This window comes from Macrococcoides caseolyticum, from assembly GCF_002902665.1.
In the GTDB taxonomy this organism is placed as follows: Bacteria; Bacillota; Bacilli; order Staphylococcales; family Staphylococcaceae; genus Macrococcoides; species Macrococcoides caseolyticum.
The window spans coordinates 65,889-82,166 of sequence record NZ_PPRM01000042.1 but is presented as its reverse complement, the minus strand read 5'-3'; the positions used below and the strand labels follow the sequence as shown (position 1 = coordinate 82,166).

Genomic DNA, 16,278 nt, shown 5'->3' with positions numbered 1-16,278 from the left:
CTTCACATTGAACACCCTTTCTTAATAGCTTTTCTTTCTTTATAATAATAGAGTAACTGGTTTATTAATGTGATAAATATCACACTTTTTGATATTTCGTTATATTTTTCACAAATAAAGAGGTAATGAGGTAGAACATGGATAATAATGAGAAGATCAAACGATTGTATCAACTGAAAAAAGAAGTGGAAAAGTCAGACAACACGTTATTATTGAATCAAATCAATGAAGTAATAAAAAAAATTTATTTAGATTATATTGTATTAAGTTTTATAGGTCATTTTTCTTCAGGAAAATCATCTTTGATTAATAAGATATGTGACGAGGACATTTTACCCAGCTCTCCGATTCCAACAACAAGTAATACGGCTCAAATTATTAAAGATAGTGTAGACCTAATAAGAATAAATATGGACAACCAGACTTATAGTGACGTCGAGAGCTATGAAACTGTCAAAAAGGTGAATACTTTGAATACAGATATAGAATCGGTAGAGATTCATAAGCAAAACCTTGCATTTCCAGAAGGTACAGTGATTCAGGATACACCAGGTATAGACGCAACATTCAAAAATCATGAGCAGAGCACAATGAAATATCTACTCATCAGCGACATCGTCTTTTATACGGTGGAATATAATCATGTAAACGCAGAAAAGAACTTCAGCCAGATTAAGATGATGAATGAACTGGGCGTTCCAGTTGTTCTCTTGATTAATCAGGTTGATAAACATGATGAAAATGAAATCCTCTTTACGGCATTCAAAGAAAAAGTGGAACAAAACATTAAGATGTGGAACTTAAACGTTGAAGCTATTTATTTTACTTCAATCTACGCTTGTGAACATAATCAGTTTGATCAATTAAAAGGACAACTCAATCAGCAAGTAGATGACTTAACCGCAGATAGAGATGATTTCTATGATAGAATCATCGATTATATTGAACGCGCACAGATAAACTATCTGAATCAAAGAAAAGATGAGCTATTAGAACAGCTTGAGGTAGATGAAGCAGATATATTTCAAGCACTGGATCAGCTTCATATACAGCAGAGCCTGAACAGTGAACAGCAACTGTTGATGCAGAATGATCGTAGAGAACAATTAATAAAAGAAGTAAGAAATATTGTTAAGAACGCTTATTTAATCCCTTTCGAACTGAGGGAAAGAATTGGCACGATGCTTGAGACCTTTGCTACAAACTATAAAGTAGGAGGATTCTTCAATAAACAGGCAAAGCTTGAGAGCATTCAAAATGAAAAAATAGATAATGTCATTGAAATGCTTAATGATCTACTGGATAAACAGATTAATTTTCAACTGAAAAATTATTATGAACAGTACATGAAATACAGTGAAAAACCAGCGTTACTTAATGATATTTACTATCATATTACAAAAGAGAATGTTAAAGCACTGATCAAACCACAGCCGGAAGTAACAAAAGAGTATGTTCTAATCTATTCTGAACAATTAAAGGATTTCATAGAGAAGGAGATTGTGCAGCAACAAAAAGGCTGGCTTGAAAAGTTCATAAAAAGTATAAATATGTCTAAATTAAATACTGCAAAATATACTTCGGATAAAAGCCTTCTGTTTGATGATTATCTAAATAATGAAAAGTTAATTGAGTCAGTCACTACTAAAAATTATATGCATTACTATATTCATCTGGAAGAATCTATCGATAAATTAATAGATAGAACCTATGTGATATTGTCTGTTAATGAAACTGATGAAGTGGTGAATAAGCAGAATATTATTAATGATAGAAAAGATAGACTAGGTTCACTGAATGTTGAAGTTTATGAAACCTTTAAAACGGTCGACTATTTTAAAGCAGATATGCGTAAGCTAGAACAACAGCTTGATAGAATTCATAATGATGAAACGAAGATTGTTGTATTCGGAGCATTTAGTGCTGGTAAAAGCGCACTTATCAATGCATTGTTACAGGAAAGGGTCTTAGTTTCTTCTCCGAACCCTACAACAGCAAGTATTACCGAACTGTATTATGGTCAACAGCATTTTGTTACATTTAAGACAGAAGATATGCTGCTTGACAAGCTTAATGGGATATTAGGTTCAGTAAGTGAAAATATGAATACAATTGAGTCATGGATAGTAAAGAATAAAAATAAGATAGATTATTTTTCTGATGAAGATAAAAGCTTCGCATCGGGTGTTATCAAACAATATCATCACTATAAAGCATGCTTATCAAATGGACAGACAATTGAAATAGATAAAAATGAGATTGATAAATATACGGCACAAGATGAACATGCAGCATTCGTCAATCGTATAAAAATCGGGTTAGAAAATGATTTTCTTAAAAACAAGGTTATTATAGATTCACCTGGAATAGGGAGTACGAATAGCAGACATACGATGGAAACGACAGAGATTATTGCGGATAGCGATTTACTCATATATGTTTCTTACTATAATCACGTGTTCACAGAAAAAGACAAAGCATTTCTATCCTACTTAAATGAAATTGAAGTCATGAATGAAGCAAGTGAAAATTTCTTCGTTATCAATGCAGTTGACTTAAGAAAAAACGACGAAGAACTGATTACTGTAGAAAACTATTTGAGGACTGAACTGAACCAGTTGAATATTGTTGATTCAATTTATTCAGTTTCTAGTAAACAAGCAATCGATGGTTATGATGAACGTTTTAACGTGTTTGCTGAAGCAATTGAACATTTCGTAGATGCTACGAGTAAAATCCAAAAAATAAACCAGTTTAATAGCAATGCATCTCGTATCGTTCGAAGTGCGCAGTTTATGACAGATGATTATAAAGCATATATTGCAAAGATAAATAGAAGAAATTTACAGTATGATATGTGGCAGAAAGAGCCGCCATTAGAAATGAATATAGTTAGTAGAGTATCAAGTGATCTAAACCACTTACTGCATGAACAGGTAAGTTACTTACGGGATAAGATGAAAATCCAGCTTTATGATGTTATCAAGTCAGAAGTAAATACTTCTCAAAAATTGAATATAATCGAAAAAAGTTTCAAAGCGTCCATAGAAAGCAAGCTACTTAATGAATTTCAGTTCATTGTACCGAGACTCAATAAAGCAGCGTTACAGAGTTATAGAGATGAAACTTCTCTTACGAAGACAGCCCTTATAGAGTATGAGATTGCAGAAGATATAGCATTTGACTCATTTATTTTGAAATTAAATCAAATGAAGCTAAGTCCTATTGTCAATGAAATAGAACAACTCGTATTTCCAATAGTAAAGGAAAAGCAGCTTAAGAATATGAATTCAAGAAATGAGCTATTTGAAAATATACATGCGCAATCCATGACGGTAATCAATCAAGTACTCCTTAAATATGAAAGCTATATAATAACTGAAATCGAGGATGGTATCGAAGTATTAGAAACTCATATTGATGAGAAGAATAAAGATATAGCAGAAGAAATTATCGAAAAACGTGCTACTACAATTGATGATTGTGTCATTTCTGAGATTAAAAGAGCATTAGATCAGTTAGAGGTGAATTCATGAAAATATGGATAGATGAACGAGAGGCACTTGAATACTACATATCAGATCAAGCTGTTATATTTGATTGTCGTGGAATAATGGATAATAATACGCAGTCGCTTGAACAGTTTAATCAGCAGCATATACAAAATAGTATTTTTAGTTTTCCTATATTAACTGGTAATAATCCAATGAGCAGTGGAAGACATCCGCTGCCGGACTTAAATGAATTTTACAGATTTGTAAAAATACACGCGCAGGACAAAATGATTATAGCAGTTGATAATAAAGATAGTTTCTTTGGGACAAGATTCCTATATTTATGTCATCTCGTCGGGTTGGATTGCTATATTATTGATGGAGGTTATGAAAATTTAGATGGATTTTCACAATATTTCGTATCAGAAACTGATTTTTCATCCGTCAATAGAGTTGTTATGTCGGATAAAAATATTGATACCGACAATAAAAATATTGATACCGACAATAAAAATATGTATTATAACAAAGCAATCTTTATAGATATAGAAACCTTGTTGAAAAATGATGAAGAACGTATACTTATAGATGCAAGATCTAAGGAGAGGTTTATAGGACTGTTTGAACCGATAGATACAGTTGCTGGTCACATTCCTGAAGCAATAAATATTCCGTATAATGATTGCTTTGAGGATGGATATATAAAAGACCACGCAGCGTTAACAACATTGTTTCAGGTGACTCAAGATAATCCTGTCACTGTGTATTGTGGTTCTGGTCTTTCCGCAACACCATTATACGCAGCATTAAGATCATTGGATAGAGATGTCGCATTATATGCAGGTAGCTTTTCTGAATGGATATCGTTTTATCCTGATAAAATTGAGACTGGAGATTAATATGGAAAATGTACTGATTATAGATGGGATGGCATTGCTATTTCGACACTTCTTTGCAACAAGTCTTCATGGAAACTATATGAGGAATCATGAAGGTATACCTACAAATGGTGTACAAGGATTTATAAAACATGCAATTAGTGCGATTGAAGATACACATGCAGCACACGTCATCGTATGCTGGGATATGGGTGCGAAAACTTTCAGAAATGACATCGATAGTAATTACAAGGCGCATCGTCCTGCACCACAAGAAGAAATGATTCCGCAGTTTGAAATGGCTCAGCGCGTTTCAGAAGAGCTAGGGTTTGTTAATATAGGAGTTCATCAATTTGAAGCAGACGACGTTGTTGGTACATTAGCGAAATACCTGGATAAGGAATACCATATCACTATAATAAGCGGCGACCGAGATCTGCTGCAAGTATTAGAAGAAAACATTGAAATATGGCTTATAAAAAAAGGCTTCAGTATATATAGCAAGTACGATTTAAAGCGATTCGAAGAAGAATATCACCTAAAGCCAAAGCAACTTATCGATGTTAAAGCATTTATGGGGGATAACGCGGATGGTTATCCCGGCGTTAAAGGTATAGGAGAAAAAACAGCGTTAAAATTGATTCAGTCTTATCAAGATGTAAACGGCGTACTAGCTTCATTAGAAGAATTGCCAAAAGGTCAGCAAAATAAAATCGCGACGTCAATCGATGCTTTGAAAACTTCGCGACGTTTAGCTGAAATTCATATGGAAGTACCTATCAATCTTGAGGATATTAAAAAGCATATGTCGTACGTTGCTAATTTTGAGTTTATAAGAAGTGTGTGCGAAAAGTATGAATTAAAATCTGTAAGCAGATTTCTAATTGGAAGATAAAATTTTAAATTGATATCCTTTCCTCGGTCAATTATAATAAAATGACTGAGGAAAGGATGGAATTATGAGTTATTTATTCGATAATGAACAACTGAGAATATTGGATCTTGCAACGCGTATCTATGAGTATAAAGGTATGCAGCACCTTATCGGTGAGAGACATCATACAGCACTGCAGAAATTACAAAGAATTACTATGATTAATGCTCTGAAATACACACTGCAATTAGAGGGCTATCAATTTGCGAATACAAAACTGATTCAGATGGTAGACTATAAAGGGAGCATTAAAAGTAGTGATGATATGGTTTTGATGGGTTATCGAGATGCATTAGTATACATTCTTGATGATTATGAGTTTATCGATTTATTACCTATAGAAATTGAGCGTATTTATCTTGAAATGTCAACGGGTAATAATGAGATGGTTGAAAAGATAAAGCAGCAAAATACATCTACGTTACACACCTCAACACAAACATATCATGAACAGGTAGGTAATCATTATAATGCACTTGAACGAATTCTCACCTTTATATACTCTTTTAATAAAGAGTGTATATTTGAAGGAGATAATCGTAAATTAACCCATCTGCTCTTAACATTGTTGCTGCTTAAAAGTGGATTTATTGTTGTGAAGTACCACAATATAGAGCAATATATAGCTGAAAGAGCAGATGAGTATTTTGAAGTGATGCAGCCAGATAGTCCGTTTGTTGATTTTTATTGTTTTTATCTCGAGATTATTGAACAATGTTATGAGCAGTTTTTTAATCAGTTCAAACTGATAAATATGAATAAATACGCTCCCTATTATAGAGTTCTGGAAGTAATTAACCAGTCGTTTACCCCTTTATCAAGAACGGATATTGAACTTAGGCTTGCTGATATCAGCAGGAAAACGATAGAACGCGCATTGGTCACACTCCAAAAAGATGGTGAGATAAAGAAGATCGGTATAGGGAAATCAACAAAATATATTTTAAATACAATGTTTCACGTGAAAGGGAAGTCTTGATGAAGTTAATTGCGGTAGATATGGATGGTACTTTTTTAAATGATAATAATGAATACGACGAGGTAAGGTTCAAACATATTTATGATAAAATGAGGCTTGATAATATTCGTTTCGTTGTAGCCAGCAGTAATCACCCTTCATATTTAAAAAAATTTTTCGCTGAGTACAGTGACATTATTTATATTGGTGCTAATGGTGCATTTCTTGAGTTTGATGATGATAAGAGATATAAGTTGATTGCACAACGCGATGTTTGTACGGTGATAACACGTCTTATTGATGCAAATTATGAATTTGTAGTATCAACGAAAAATAATGCTTTTATACATCAGACTATCTCAGAGGATTATCGAATGATGATAGAGCCCTATTATCCAGATATCAATGTATTTACAGTTAGTGATGATATTCAAGAATCAGTATTGAAGATTACAGTCACGGGTGCCGCTGATGAGGTTTCAGATATAAACGAGCTGCTGCCTGAAAGTTTAGATTGTGTTTATAGTGGAGCGCACTGTATTGATATTACAGCTTTTGCAGATAAAGCAGATATGCTTAGAATAGTGATGGAACAATTAAGTGTAAGTAGGGATGACCTTGTTGTCTTTGGTGATGGGGAAAATGATATAGAAATGTTCAAGCTGTCAAGTCACAGTTATGCAATGATAAATGCTCCTCGTCAGGTGAAATCTATCGCCAGTGCTATTGCACCTTCCAATAATGAAAGTGGTGTACTTAGTGTATTAGAACAAAACATTAAACAGATATAGCTCAGCTATATCTGTTTAATGTTCTTCTTGCGATAGTATCTGCATGTTTATTTTCTGTTCTAGGTATCCAGTCTATGATGACAAGTTCAAATTGAGGCTCAAGAGCTAGATATTCCTGAAGATAAATTTTATATGCTGCTTTTCTTACGAACTTTTTGTGTATAGAATCAGCGACAATTTTGGAGTCTGTTTTTATCAGTAATGATGTGTAGTTGTTTTGTAGACTCAATTTCATAGCGATAATCAGGCTCTGCCATTCCGCATGATGATTATCAATATCTCCTAAATACTCACCGTACTTTACAATGTCAGAATCATGCCTGAAGATGATACCACAGGCACTTTGTAAAGGATCTTGTCTCGTTGCTGCATCTATATAAACTTGGGTCATTATGCTTCCTCTTTATGGAACGATTTCGCCCAGTATCCGAACGGAATATTAAAAATAGTAGACAAAAGTTTAAATAGATATGTGGTCATAAAGATTTCAAAAAGAACATTTCCTGGCATGAGGCCTGTAAAAGCAATCAATGTGAATAGTGCTGTGTCGATAATTGAGCTGAATACTGTACTACCATAAGCTCTTACAATGAATGTGCGATCAGAAGAAAAACGTTTTTTTATCAAATTGAAAAGATAGACATCCACATACTGCCCGATAATATAAGCAACAATTGAACCGAGTACGATTCTTGGTACAATCCCGAATAATGTCTCAAGACTTTGCTGTGCAATATCGTTTGCAGCTGGATGGAATTGTAAAGATATCGTCATTAAAACGGTCATTATTATTGCGGATGAAAAGCCTAACCACACAGCTTTCTTAGCAACTTGTCTACCGTAACGATCATTCAAGATGTCTGTTGCCAGATAGATGGATGCAAATAATACATTCCCTAGCGTTGCAGTGATTCCAAAAAGTTCAACGGATTTAGTGACTTGAATATTTGCGATGACTGTGCCGACTGCAATCCATACAAAAAGTCCTTCTTTGCCAAAGAACCTATACATAATAACGAGCATCACAAATGTCATGATAAATGCAGCAATAGCCCATAATTCATTTGTCATAGTAAACCTCCTTTTAAAGTTAACTTAAGTATTATAGTGGTATAAATGTATTATTGCAACAAGTGTTAAGCAAAGCATCATGCTTAAATATGTAAATTTGTTATAATATCGTATGAGGTGGAATTATTGAATAGTGATCAGCAAATAACGTTACGTACTATCGATAAGCTCAATGACCATTATTGTAGTCATTGTCTTTTAAAAGAGTACCATCGTAAAGAATATAATAAGACGTTCGCACATAACTACTGTATAAAGAAATGTACAGTCGGAATAGAAATTAAAAGACTAGGAAACGTATTGCAATAGGAGGATAAGATGGAGATAAAAAAGATAGAACCTACACCAAGTCCAAATACATTAAAGATTACGCTCGATTTTAACAAAGAAGATATGAAGAGTAAGACTTATCAAAGTATTGAAGCATCTAACCCTGCATTTATTAATGAATTGCTGAATATTAAAAATATAAAAGCAGTATTTCATGCATTAGATTTTATTTCAGTGGATAAAAATCCGAGCAGTGACTGGAATATACTGCTGCCAGAAATAAAGCAGGTATTTGCTAGTGGATCGATAGCGGATGTGAATCATCAGCCAGTTGGTAATTCGGGTGAAAAGCAGGTTGAAGTACTTGAATTTAAAAATATTCCTTACCAGATTAAGATAACTTATCGAGATAGTGAAGTACGTAAACAACTTGATTTACGCTTTATTGATGCGATGCTCGACAGTCAGAATGATGATGATAATGTTATATTATTAAGACGCTGGGTCGATTATGGGATAAGATATGGTACAGATGAAGAGATTATTAATACTGTAAAAGAAGAGATTGATGCACTCTATCCGGATGAAAGGTTACAGGAACTTGTTGAAGCGGGGAAAGCAAATAGATATGAAGATCATTCTAAACAGCTGAAACGCATTTCGATAGAGACTTATATAAGTACAGATGACTGGAAGGAACGCTATCGTATGCTTGATCATTACCCGACACCTGATCTCAGCGATATTCCGTTCTTAAAAGTGGTATTAAGTGATGACAAGCCTCAGCTGAGAAGACTTGCTGTAATGTTCCTGGGCATGATAGAATCACGTGATGTCCTTCCATTGCTGGATGAGGCAATGGAGGATAGAAATATTGCAGTACGCAGAACCGCAGGAGACACAATTAGTGATCTAGGTTATAAAGAAAGTCTCGATACGATGCATCAGGCATTGAACGACAAAGCACCAATTGTCAGATGGCGTGCTGCTATGTTTATCTATGATGAAGGAGATGAAACTAGTCTTCCGTATCTAGAAGCTCATTTAGAAGATGAAGCATTTGATGTGAAGTTACAAGTGCAGATGGCATACGAACGCATCAAAAATGGTGAAAGCGCAGCCGGGTCAGTTTGGAAACAAATAGCTAACAGAAATAAAGGAGAATCATTATGAACGCATATGAACAATATATGAAACAATTATCCGAGGGTATGAGAAGTGAATTAACAGACAATGGTTTTAAATCATTAGAAAGTAGTGAAGCGGTCGATAAACATTTTAGTGAGGCAGGGGATGCTACTACGTTTGTTGTCATTAACTCTGTATGTGGCTGTGCAGCAGGCCTCGCAAGACCTGCTGCTGTTACGGTTGCGACACAAAATCCAGTTAAACCAGACCATATTGTTACGGTCTTTGCTGGACAGGATAAAGCTGCGACTGAAACAATGAGGGGTTATATCGGACAAGCGCCTTCAAGTCCATCTATGGCACTATTTAAAGGAAACACACTAGTAGGGTTTATACCGAGAGAACATATTGAAGGACGACCGGTTAAAGAATTATGTATGGATATTAAAGAACATTTTGATGAACACTGCGTATAAGCTGAGGATAACAACGTGTGTTAATCCGGATGAATGTGTTCTTGATTACGTCAATATGATTGTAAAGGATCTGGACAATTATAATACTGATACGGAAGTTATCATTAGAGGAAAAAAGACTGTGAAGTCTTTCTTTATTCAAGATGACATACCGCTTCTGGTTATCCAGAAGAATGGTGTCTATCTTTATACACAGTCTGATAATAAAATCAGCTATCAAGAAAGTACGATGAACATTAAATATAAACAGTACTTGAAAACAGGTATGCTGCCACCGTTAGTTGCTGCGGTTACTGATAATGCTGGTGCCCCTCTTCATATCGCAGACTGTACAATGGGGTTAGGCAATGACCTGATGCTGATGGCCAGAACATTACAGCGCGCAAAGTTTTATGCCTATGAACAAAATTTTTATATACATTTTGCGATAAAATGGAGCATGAATTACTATTGTAACGTCATTAATCCAGAGCTGAGAGCGGCGTATGATTCGATTAACTTTGTCTTTGGTTCGATCGAACAGGATGATATAGAATTTGACGTTATATATGTCGACTGCCTTTACCAAAATACTGTCGACGCATCAAACATCAGTCCTTTAGTCACTTTTTTAGCTGGTGACAAGCAGGATGAAAGGTCGTTACTGGATAATGTTGTTCAAAGGAACGCCAAAGTAGTTTTACGTGCAGAATATAACTCACCTCTCATCTCGCAGTATCCGTTTAAGATGAATATCAGAAGAAATACGATTACACACTATGGCATATTAAAAAAATAAGGATTCAGGAATTTTCCTGGATCCTTATTTTTATGACCTGAATAATAACTATTCAGTAATACACATACTGATCATATAGCATAATAAAAGAAATAATCCTGAAACTACCATGATTGAAGCATCCATGCAATTCACTCCTCTGTTATACAAATATGCGCGTTTAATATTACAATATGTAATTCTTTAAATGTCGCCTATATATCTGTATTATAATGTATATAAGTAAAAATAGAAAGAGGGGGGCAATATGAATTCTTTTGACCTTGAATATCATAATTTATTAAAACTTATTTTAGAGACCGGTAAGGATAAGGATGATAGAACGAATACTGGGACATTGTCAGTTTTTGGACATCAGATGCGATTCGATCTTTCTAAAGGATTTCCATTGCTGACAACAAAGAAAGTATCTTTCAAACTTGTAGCAACTGAACTTATCTGGTTTATCCGTGGGGATACGAATATCAGATACTTGCTTGAATATAATAACAATATATGGAATGAGTGGGCTTTCTTAAAGTGGATTGAAAGTGATGAATACATGGGTCCAGATATGACTGATTTTGGTCATCGCGCATTGCGTGATCCTGAATTTAATGAACAGTATCGAGAGCAGCTGAATATTTTTAAAGAAAAGATTCTGACGGATGATGATTTTATGCAACGCTTTGGCGATCTCGGGAATGTTTACGGTAAACAGTGGCGTCAATTTGAAACGAAGGACCGCGTGACTGATCAGCTGAAGGAAGTGATTGAACAGATTAAGGCCAATCCGCATAGTAGACGTCATATTGTATCAGCCTGGAACCCGGGAGAAATAGAGTCCATGGCACTGCCACCTTGTCACACGATGTTTCAGTTTTATGTGAATGATAATAAGCTTTCATGTCAACTGTATCAACGCAGTGCAGATGTATTTCTTGGCGTGCCTTTTAATATTGCAAGCTATAGCCTGCTTACACATTTAGTTGCGAGAGAATGTGGGCTAGAAGTGGGTGAATTCATCCATTCTATGGGAGATGCACATATTTATTCGAATCACATCGAAGCGGTTGAAACACAGTTGATGAGGTCATCTTATGAAGCACCTAAGCTTCAAATTAACAGCGATAAGGATATATTTAATATTGAGTATGAAGATCTAGAAATAATCGATTACACAGCACATCCGGCGATTAAAGCGCCGATTGCAGTCTAAGGAGCAGATATGTTATCTATAATTGTTTGTCATGATAGAAATAGAGTGATTGGATTTGAGAATAAGATGCCTTGGCACCTTCCGAATGATCTCAAACGAGTGAAAACATTAACAACGCATAACACGATTGTAATGGGGCGCAAAACATATGAATCATTAGGTAAAGCATTACCTAATCGCCGAAATGTTGTACTAACACGTGATAAAGATTTTAAACCGAATGATGCAGATGTAATCTATAGTTTAGATGAAATTGATCAGCTTGAGGGCCATGTGTTTATATTCGGTGGACAAAACTTATATGAACAAATGATTGATAAGGTAGATGATATGTATGTCACGGTTATTGAAGAGAAATACCCTGGAGATGCATTTTTCCCTGAATATACATTTAAAGATTTCAAAGTTAAATCCATAGAAGAAGGTGTACTTGATGAGAAGAATATGATACCTCATCACTTTATGCATCTTGTGAGGTATACAAATGATTAGAATGATGAAGACAGTCAGCGTAATTATCGGTTATGCTGCATTTATAACACCGCAATTTAAACGAATTGAAAAAAAATTACTTGAACAGGATGATGTGTATAAAAGAGATAGGCTTGCTTTTATCGAACCTAAGAAGTGGGCACATGCTGTACTGAAGACTGCGGGTGTCACAGTTCGAGTTAACCAGGAAAATCCACTTCCTGCAAAAAGCGTCCTATTTGTCAGTAACCATGAAGGTAATTTTGATATTCCTGTACTGATCCATGCGATTGATAAGCCATTTGGATTTGTATCCAAAGTTGAAGTCAAGAAAATACCGTTTCTCGATAAGTGGATGACACTGATGAACTGTATATACCTTGATCGAACAGATCGCCGTTCTTCATTACAGATGATAAAAGATGGAATCGCATCATTAAAAGCAGGGCATAGTGTACTTATATTTCCTGAAGGAACGAGAAGTAAAGGACATGGTATAGGCGAGTTTAAAGCAGGGTCATTGAAGCTTGCAAAATCAGCACAAGTACCGATTATACCAGTGGCCATAAAAGGTACTTCGAATATTATGGAGAAATATAATAGTAAGAAGATGGTTCCCGGAACTGTGGAAGTGACTATTCTGCCTGAAATTTCGCCAGATATATTTAATGATCGGACGTTACAGGAAGCAGCTGATTATATCAAGAATATAATTACAACAGAAATAAATAAAGAGGGATGACGACATGAGTAAAATTAAATTAATCGTAGATTCTACACACGATTTGCCAGCTCAATATTTAAAAGATCACGGTATCGTACAAGTACCTTTAAATATTGTAATGGAGGGTAAAACATATCTAGACCAGGAAGAAATCACATCTGATGAATATTTAGAGAAACTAATAACACTTAAAGAAATTCCTAAAACGAGTCAGCCGGCAACAGGTAAATTTGTCGAAATATACGAAAAATATATCGAGGAAGGTTATGAAATATTAAGTCTGCATATGACACATCGTTTAAGTGGTACTATTGGCAGTGCGCAGACAGCCGCCGGTATGGTAGATGGAAATGTCACAGTTATCGATTCTGGATTTATCGCTCAATCCTATGGATTCATTGTACAAAATGTAGCAGAATTAATCATCAAGCATAAATCGATGGATGAAATAGTAGCGGCGATTGAGAATATGAAAACTCAATCAAAGCTCTTTCTAGTGATTTCTCAGCTTGATTATTTAAGAAAAGGCGGAAGAATTTCGCGAGGAAAGGGCTTTATTGGTGGACTGATGAATCTCAAACCTGTAGCAGAAGTGGTAGATGGAGAGATTCACGTCCTCCAGAATGCACGTACGATCAATTCAGTCGTTAAACTTCTTACTAAAGAAGTGCAAGAAATGAGCGAACAATATAAATATTTGAGGATCGGTATATCAGAAGCACAGGCTAATGATTTACTTACAAAAGTGAAATCAGCGCTGGAACCTTTTACTGATGAAAATATAACGATCCATACTACGACGCCGATTGTGTCAACACATACTGGACCTGGTGCAATAGGATTATCGGTATTTGGCTACAATGACTAGAATAATTAGATCACCCATCTGGTTTATTCTCTCAATCTTATTAGTTACTGTTTTCATTGTTGGGTTCACTCTCTTTAATCTTAGGCTGACCGATGAGGTATCAAAACAGAGTTTTAAGAAGAATCATTTATCAAGTAATGACACATTGATTCTTTCGCAATCCACGGTAGCAAAGTATTTACCACAAGATAAAGACAACAAGATTTATTTTAAATCAAACAAGATTTTGATCCATAGTACATCGAAATTTTTAAATCAAGATGTCCACGTATCTTTTATCACAACACCAGAAGTGTATATGGACGGAATTTTAAAGCTTAAAATTGATGATGTAATCATTGGAAAGCTGCCTTTTAGCAAACAGAAACTATTGGCTATCGTTTCTGAATTTGGCAATCTGCCGGATGGTGTAAGCTTAAATAAGAATGAAGCTGCTTTTTACTATGATTTAGGAGTGATAGAACATGGTAAAACAAATTTATTGCTCAAGGAGATTAACCCCTCGAAGGAATGGGTATTTGATATAAAAATAAAGGAGTGATTCCATGCAAAAAGCAACTTTTGCAGGTGGATGTTTCTGGTGTCTTGTGAAACCTTTTGATACTTTTCCTGGTGTTCAGTCAGTAGTCAGTGGATACAGTGGCGGACATGTCGATAATCCATCTTACGAAGAAGTATGTACTAATACAACCGGTCATAGAGAGGCAGTACAAGTCACTTATGATGAATCCCAAATTTCATACCAAGATATATTAAAGGTCTATTTTATGACTTTCGATCCTACAGATGATAAAGGTCAGTTTTATGATCGAGGTGAAAGCTATACGCCGGCAGTCTTCTATCATAACAATCAACAAAAAATTGAAGCATTAGAGTATATTAGAAAGCTCGATGATGCGGGCATATTCGCTCGAAAGATAACAACACCGGTATTACCTTATAAAAATTTCTATGCTGCAGAAAAAGAGCATCAAGATTATTATAAGAAGGCGCCGGGACATTATGAACGTTATCAGGTGGGTTCTGGAAGAAAAGCATTTATTGAAAAGCATTGGGGGAATAAAGATGAAAGATAAAGACTTAAATGAACTTACAGAGATGGAATATTATGTGATTAAAGAAAACGGTACGGAGCCACCATTTCAAAATGAATACTGGAACCATTTTGATAAAGGACTCTATGTCGATAAACTGAGTGGTAAACCGCTTTTTACTTCTGAAGACAAGTTTGATTCATCTTGCGGCTGGCCGAGTTTTTCTAAGGCAATTTCTGATGATGAGATCATTGAACTCGTTGATAAATCTCATGGTATGACACGTACAGAAGTAAGGAGTGATGCAAGTGACAGCCATCTTGGCCATGTTTTCAATGATGGTCCAGCTGACAAAGGTGGGTTAAGATACTGTATCAACTCTGCAAGCATCCAGTTTATACCTTACGATAAACTTGAAGCTTTAGGATATACACAATATCTATCTTTGTTCAATAACAAATAAATAGGAGTGGTATTATGTTTAAGAAATTGTTTGGTAAAGGGAGTCAGCCTGAGAAGAACATAGAGATCGTCGCCCCTATTGCAGGGAGTTTTATAGCAATCGAAGATATACCAGACCCGGTCTTTGCTCAGAAGATGATGGGTGAAGGTTTTGGTATCAGACCGTCTAATGGTCTGGTCGTTGCCCCTGTGGATGGTGAAATTATCAATGTATTCCCAACGAAACATGCCATTGGTATAAAGGCCAACAATGGTGTAGAACTGTTAATCCATGTTGGTCTTGAGACTGTTACAATGAAGGGTGACGGTTTTAATGCATTAGTTACCCAAGGAGATCAAGTGACTAAAGGTGATGCACTGCTTGAATTTGATATCAAAAAAATTGAAGAACAAGCGTCATCTATTATATCTCCAGTAATTATCACAAATTCAGATACTTTGAAATCTATTACTACAGATGCACCCGAATTGCTGATTCAAGGCGAAACTGTTGTTCTGTCTGTCGAGACAAATTAATGGTAAGGTCTTCATTTTATCATTTTGTTTTGACTGAGCGAGGTGCGGGCAATGAGTTTGGTCAGTTTGCCGAAGCGGTGTTCCTGGATTTAATGTTTCCAAAAGATGAAAGTGATTATAATCAGCTATCAACATATATCGAAGAGTATGGAACAGCAGGCATGTCCTTATCAACATATGATCGTTTATATGAGAAATATTTAGAATGGTTAAAATTTTAGCACGTA

The 16,278-nt window shown here is 35.3% G+C and carries 20 protein-coding genes; 18 read left to right on the top strand and 2 right to left on the bottom strand.

What is annotated here, in order from left to right:
- The first annotated feature begins 137 nt into the window (after positions 1 to 137).
- From CD152_RS07130 to CD152_RS07110, 5 genes are all read left to right on the top strand, one after another.
- Positions 138 to 3,536 carry a dynamin family protein gene (locus tag CD152_RS07130; RefSeq protein WP_103214565.1) on the top strand — a complete coding sequence of 1,133 codons (3,399 nt, stop codon included), beginning with the start codon at positions 138 to 140 and terminating at the stop codon, positions 3,534 to 3,536.
- Entirely contained in the window at positions 3,533 to 4,393 is an 861-nt protein-coding gene (locus tag CD152_RS07125) for a sulfurtransferase (RefSeq protein ID WP_103214564.1), read from the top strand. The genes CD152_RS07130 and CD152_RS07125 overlap by 4 nt, the downstream gene beginning before the upstream one ends.
- 1 nt (position 4,394) lies before the next feature.
- Positions 4,395 to 5,267, top strand: a complete 873-nt coding sequence (locus tag CD152_RS07120; protein WP_103214563.1) for a 5'-3' exonuclease — start codon at positions 4,395 to 4,397, stop codon at positions 5,265 to 5,267.
- Between the two features lie 64 nt (positions 5,268 to 5,331).
- Complete coding sequence (locus CD152_RS07115) at positions 5,332 to 6,285, top strand: Fic family protein (protein WP_101140886.1); 954 nt, start codon at positions 5,332 to 5,334, stop codon at positions 6,283 to 6,285.
- Positions 6,285 to 7,055 carry an HAD-IIB family hydrolase gene (locus CD152_RS07110; RefSeq protein WP_101140887.1) on the top strand — a complete coding sequence of 257 codons (771 nt, stop codon included), beginning with the start codon at positions 6,285 to 6,287 and terminating at the stop codon, positions 7,053 to 7,055. Before CD152_RS07115 ends, CD152_RS07110 begins: the two co-directional genes overlap by 1 nt.
- Position 7,056: 1 nt before the next feature.
- On the opposite strand, the gene CD152_RS07105 is transcribed toward CD152_RS07110, so the two are convergent.
- Together CD152_RS07105 and CD152_RS07100 are read right to left on the bottom strand one after the other, a co-directional pair.
- Complete coding sequence (locus CD152_RS07105) at positions 7,057 to 7,446, bottom strand: ribonuclease HI family protein (RefSeq protein WP_103214562.1); 390 nt, start codon at positions 7,444 to 7,446, stop codon at positions 7,057 to 7,059.
- Positions 7,446 to 8,126: a queuosine precursor transporter gene (locus CD152_RS07100; RefSeq protein WP_101140889.1), complete on the bottom strand. Its 681-nt coding sequence runs from the start codon at positions 8,124 to 8,126 to the stop codon at positions 7,446 to 7,448. Before CD152_RS07100 ends, CD152_RS07105 begins: the two co-directional genes overlap by 1 nt.
- A 126-nt stretch (positions 8,127 to 8,252) precedes the next feature.
- On the opposite strand from CD152_RS07100, the gene CD152_RS07095 reads away from it, so the two are divergent.
- From CD152_RS07095 to CD152_RS07035, 13 genes are all read left to right on the top strand, one after another.
- Positions 8,253 to 8,435, top strand: coding sequence for a zinc-finger domain-containing protein (locus CD152_RS07095; RefSeq protein WP_157819650.1), 183 nt, complete (start codon positions 8,253 to 8,255; stop codon positions 8,433 to 8,435).
- 9 nt (positions 8,436 to 8,444) lie between these two features.
- Complete coding sequence (locus CD152_RS07090; protein ID WP_101140890.1) at positions 8,445 to 9,569, top strand: virulence factor; 1,125 nt, start codon at positions 8,445 to 8,447, stop codon at positions 9,567 to 9,569.
- Complete coding sequence (locus tag CD152_RS07085) at positions 9,566 to 10,000, top strand: BrxA/BrxB family bacilliredoxin (RefSeq protein ID WP_103214561.1); 435 nt, start codon at positions 9,566 to 9,568, stop codon at positions 9,998 to 10,000. Before CD152_RS07090 ends, CD152_RS07085 begins: the two co-directional genes overlap by 4 nt.
- A complete protein-coding gene (locus CD152_RS07080) occupies positions 9,984 to 10,778 on the top strand; it encodes a hypothetical protein (RefSeq protein WP_041636000.1) in 795 nt (264 codons plus the stop codon). The genes CD152_RS07085 and CD152_RS07080 overlap by 17 nt, the downstream gene beginning before the upstream one ends.
- Positions 10,779 to 11,025: 247 nt before the next feature.
- Positions 11,026 to 11,976, top strand: a complete 951-nt coding sequence (locus CD152_RS07075; RefSeq protein WP_101140893.1) for a thymidylate synthase — start codon at positions 11,026 to 11,028, stop codon at positions 11,974 to 11,976.
- A gap of 9 nt (positions 11,977 to 11,985) precedes the next feature.
- Positions 11,986 to 12,468: a dihydrofolate reductase gene (locus tag CD152_RS07070; protein ID WP_012656982.1), complete on the top strand. Its 483-nt coding sequence runs from the start codon at positions 11,986 to 11,988 to the stop codon at positions 12,466 to 12,468.
- Positions 12,461 to 13,189, top strand: coding sequence for a lysophospholipid acyltransferase family protein (locus tag CD152_RS07065; protein ID WP_101140894.1), 729 nt, complete (start codon positions 12,461 to 12,463; stop codon positions 13,187 to 13,189). The genes CD152_RS07070 and CD152_RS07065 overlap by 8 nt, the downstream gene beginning before the upstream one ends.
- A 4-nt stretch (positions 13,190 to 13,193) precedes the next feature.
- Entirely contained in the window at positions 13,194 to 14,039 is an 846-nt protein-coding gene (locus CD152_RS07060) for a DegV family protein (protein ID WP_012656980.1), read from the top strand.
- Positions 14,032 to 14,580 carry a DUF2140 family protein gene (locus tag CD152_RS07055; RefSeq protein ID WP_133453211.1) on the top strand — a complete coding sequence of 183 codons (549 nt, stop codon included), beginning with the start codon at positions 14,032 to 14,034 and terminating at the stop codon, positions 14,578 to 14,580. Before CD152_RS07060 ends, CD152_RS07055 begins: the two co-directional genes overlap by 8 nt.
- A 4-nt stretch (positions 14,581 to 14,584) precedes the next feature.
- Positions 14,585 to 15,115: a peptide-methionine (S)-S-oxide reductase MsrA gene (gene msrA, locus CD152_RS07050; protein ID WP_101140896.1), complete on the top strand. Its 531-nt coding sequence runs from the start codon at positions 14,585 to 14,587 to the stop codon at positions 15,113 to 15,115.
- A complete protein-coding gene (msrB, locus tag CD152_RS07045; protein ID WP_101140897.1) occupies positions 15,105 to 15,536 on the top strand; it encodes a peptide-methionine (R)-S-oxide reductase MsrB in 432 nt (143 codons plus the stop codon). Before msrA ends, msrB begins: the two co-directional genes overlap by 11 nt.
- A gap of 14 nt (positions 15,537 to 15,550) precedes the next feature.
- Positions 15,551 to 16,051, top strand: coding sequence for a PTS sugar transporter subunit IIA (locus tag CD152_RS07040; RefSeq protein ID WP_101143343.1), 501 nt, complete (start codon positions 15,551 to 15,553; stop codon positions 16,049 to 16,051).
- The gene (locus tag CD152_RS07035) at positions 16,051 to 16,272 is read left to right on the top strand and encodes a YozE family protein (RefSeq protein WP_041635998.1); all 222 of its coding nucleotides are present in this window, start codon (positions 16,051 to 16,053) and stop codon (positions 16,270 to 16,272) included. The genes CD152_RS07040 and CD152_RS07035 overlap by 1 nt, the downstream gene beginning before the upstream one ends.
- The last annotated feature ends 6 nt before the right edge of the window (positions 16,273 to 16,278 follow it).

What these genes read in the sequence shown, in the direction of transcription:
- CD152_RS07130 (WP_103214565.1), top strand. Translation starts at nt 138, where the DNA reads ATGGATAATAATGAGAAGATCAAACGATTGTATCAACTGAAAAAAGAA.
- CD152_RS07125 (WP_103214564.1), top strand. Translation starts at nt 3,533, where the DNA reads ATGAAAATATGGATAGATGAACGAGAGGCACTTGAATACTACATATCA.
- CD152_RS07120 (WP_103214563.1), top strand. Translation starts at nt 4,395, where the DNA reads ATGGAAAATGTACTGATTATAGATGGGATGGCATTGCTATTTCGACAC.
- CD152_RS07115 (WP_101140886.1), top strand. Translation starts at nt 5,332, where the DNA reads ATGAGTTATTTATTCGATAATGAACAACTGAGAATATTGGATCTTGCA.
- CD152_RS07110 (WP_101140887.1), top strand. Translation starts at nt 6,285, where the DNA reads ATGAAGTTAATTGCGGTAGATATGGATGGTACTTTTTTAAATGATAAT.
- CD152_RS07105 (WP_103214562.1), bottom strand. Translation starts at nt 7,446, where the DNA reads ATGACCCAAGTTTATATAGATGCAGCAACGAGACAAGATCCTTTACAA.
- CD152_RS07100 (WP_101140889.1), bottom strand. Translation starts at nt 8,126, where the DNA reads ATGACAAATGAATTATGGGCTATTGCTGCATTTATCATGACATTTGTG.
- CD152_RS07090 (WP_101140890.1), top strand. Translation starts at nt 8,445, where the DNA reads ATGGAGATAAAAAAGATAGAACCTACACCAAGTCCAAATACATTAAAG.
- CD152_RS07085 (WP_103214561.1), top strand. Translation starts at nt 9,566, where the DNA reads ATGAACGCATATGAACAATATATGAAACAATTATCCGAGGGTATGAGA.
- CD152_RS07080 (WP_041636000.1), top strand. Translation starts at nt 9,984, where the DNA reads ATGAACACTGCGTATAAGCTGAGGATAACAACGTGTGTTAATCCGGAT.
- CD152_RS07075 (WP_101140893.1), top strand. Translation starts at nt 11,026, where the DNA reads ATGAATTCTTTTGACCTTGAATATCATAATTTATTAAAACTTATTTTA.
- CD152_RS07070 (WP_012656982.1), top strand. Translation starts at nt 11,986, where the DNA reads ATGTTATCTATAATTGTTTGTCATGATAGAAATAGAGTGATTGGATTT.
- CD152_RS07065 (WP_101140894.1), top strand. Translation starts at nt 12,461, where the DNA reads ATGATTAGAATGATGAAGACAGTCAGCGTAATTATCGGTTATGCTGCA.
- CD152_RS07060 (WP_012656980.1), top strand. Translation starts at nt 13,194, where the DNA reads ATGAGTAAAATTAAATTAATCGTAGATTCTACACACGATTTGCCAGCT.
- CD152_RS07055 (WP_133453211.1), top strand. Translation starts at nt 14,032, where the DNA reads ATGACTAGAATAATTAGATCACCCATCTGGTTTATTCTCTCAATCTTA.
- msrA (WP_101140896.1), top strand. Translation starts at nt 14,585, where the DNA reads ATGCAAAAAGCAACTTTTGCAGGTGGATGTTTCTGGTGTCTTGTGAAA.
- msrB (WP_101140897.1), top strand. Translation starts at nt 15,105, where the DNA reads ATGAAAGATAAAGACTTAAATGAACTTACAGAGATGGAATATTATGTG.
- CD152_RS07040 (WP_101143343.1), top strand. Translation starts at nt 15,551, where the DNA reads ATGTTTAAGAAATTGTTTGGTAAAGGGAGTCAGCCTGAGAAGAACATA.
- CD152_RS07035 (WP_041635998.1), top strand. Translation starts at nt 16,051, where the DNA reads ATGGTAAGGTCTTCATTTTATCATTTTGTTTTGACTGAGCGAGGTGCG.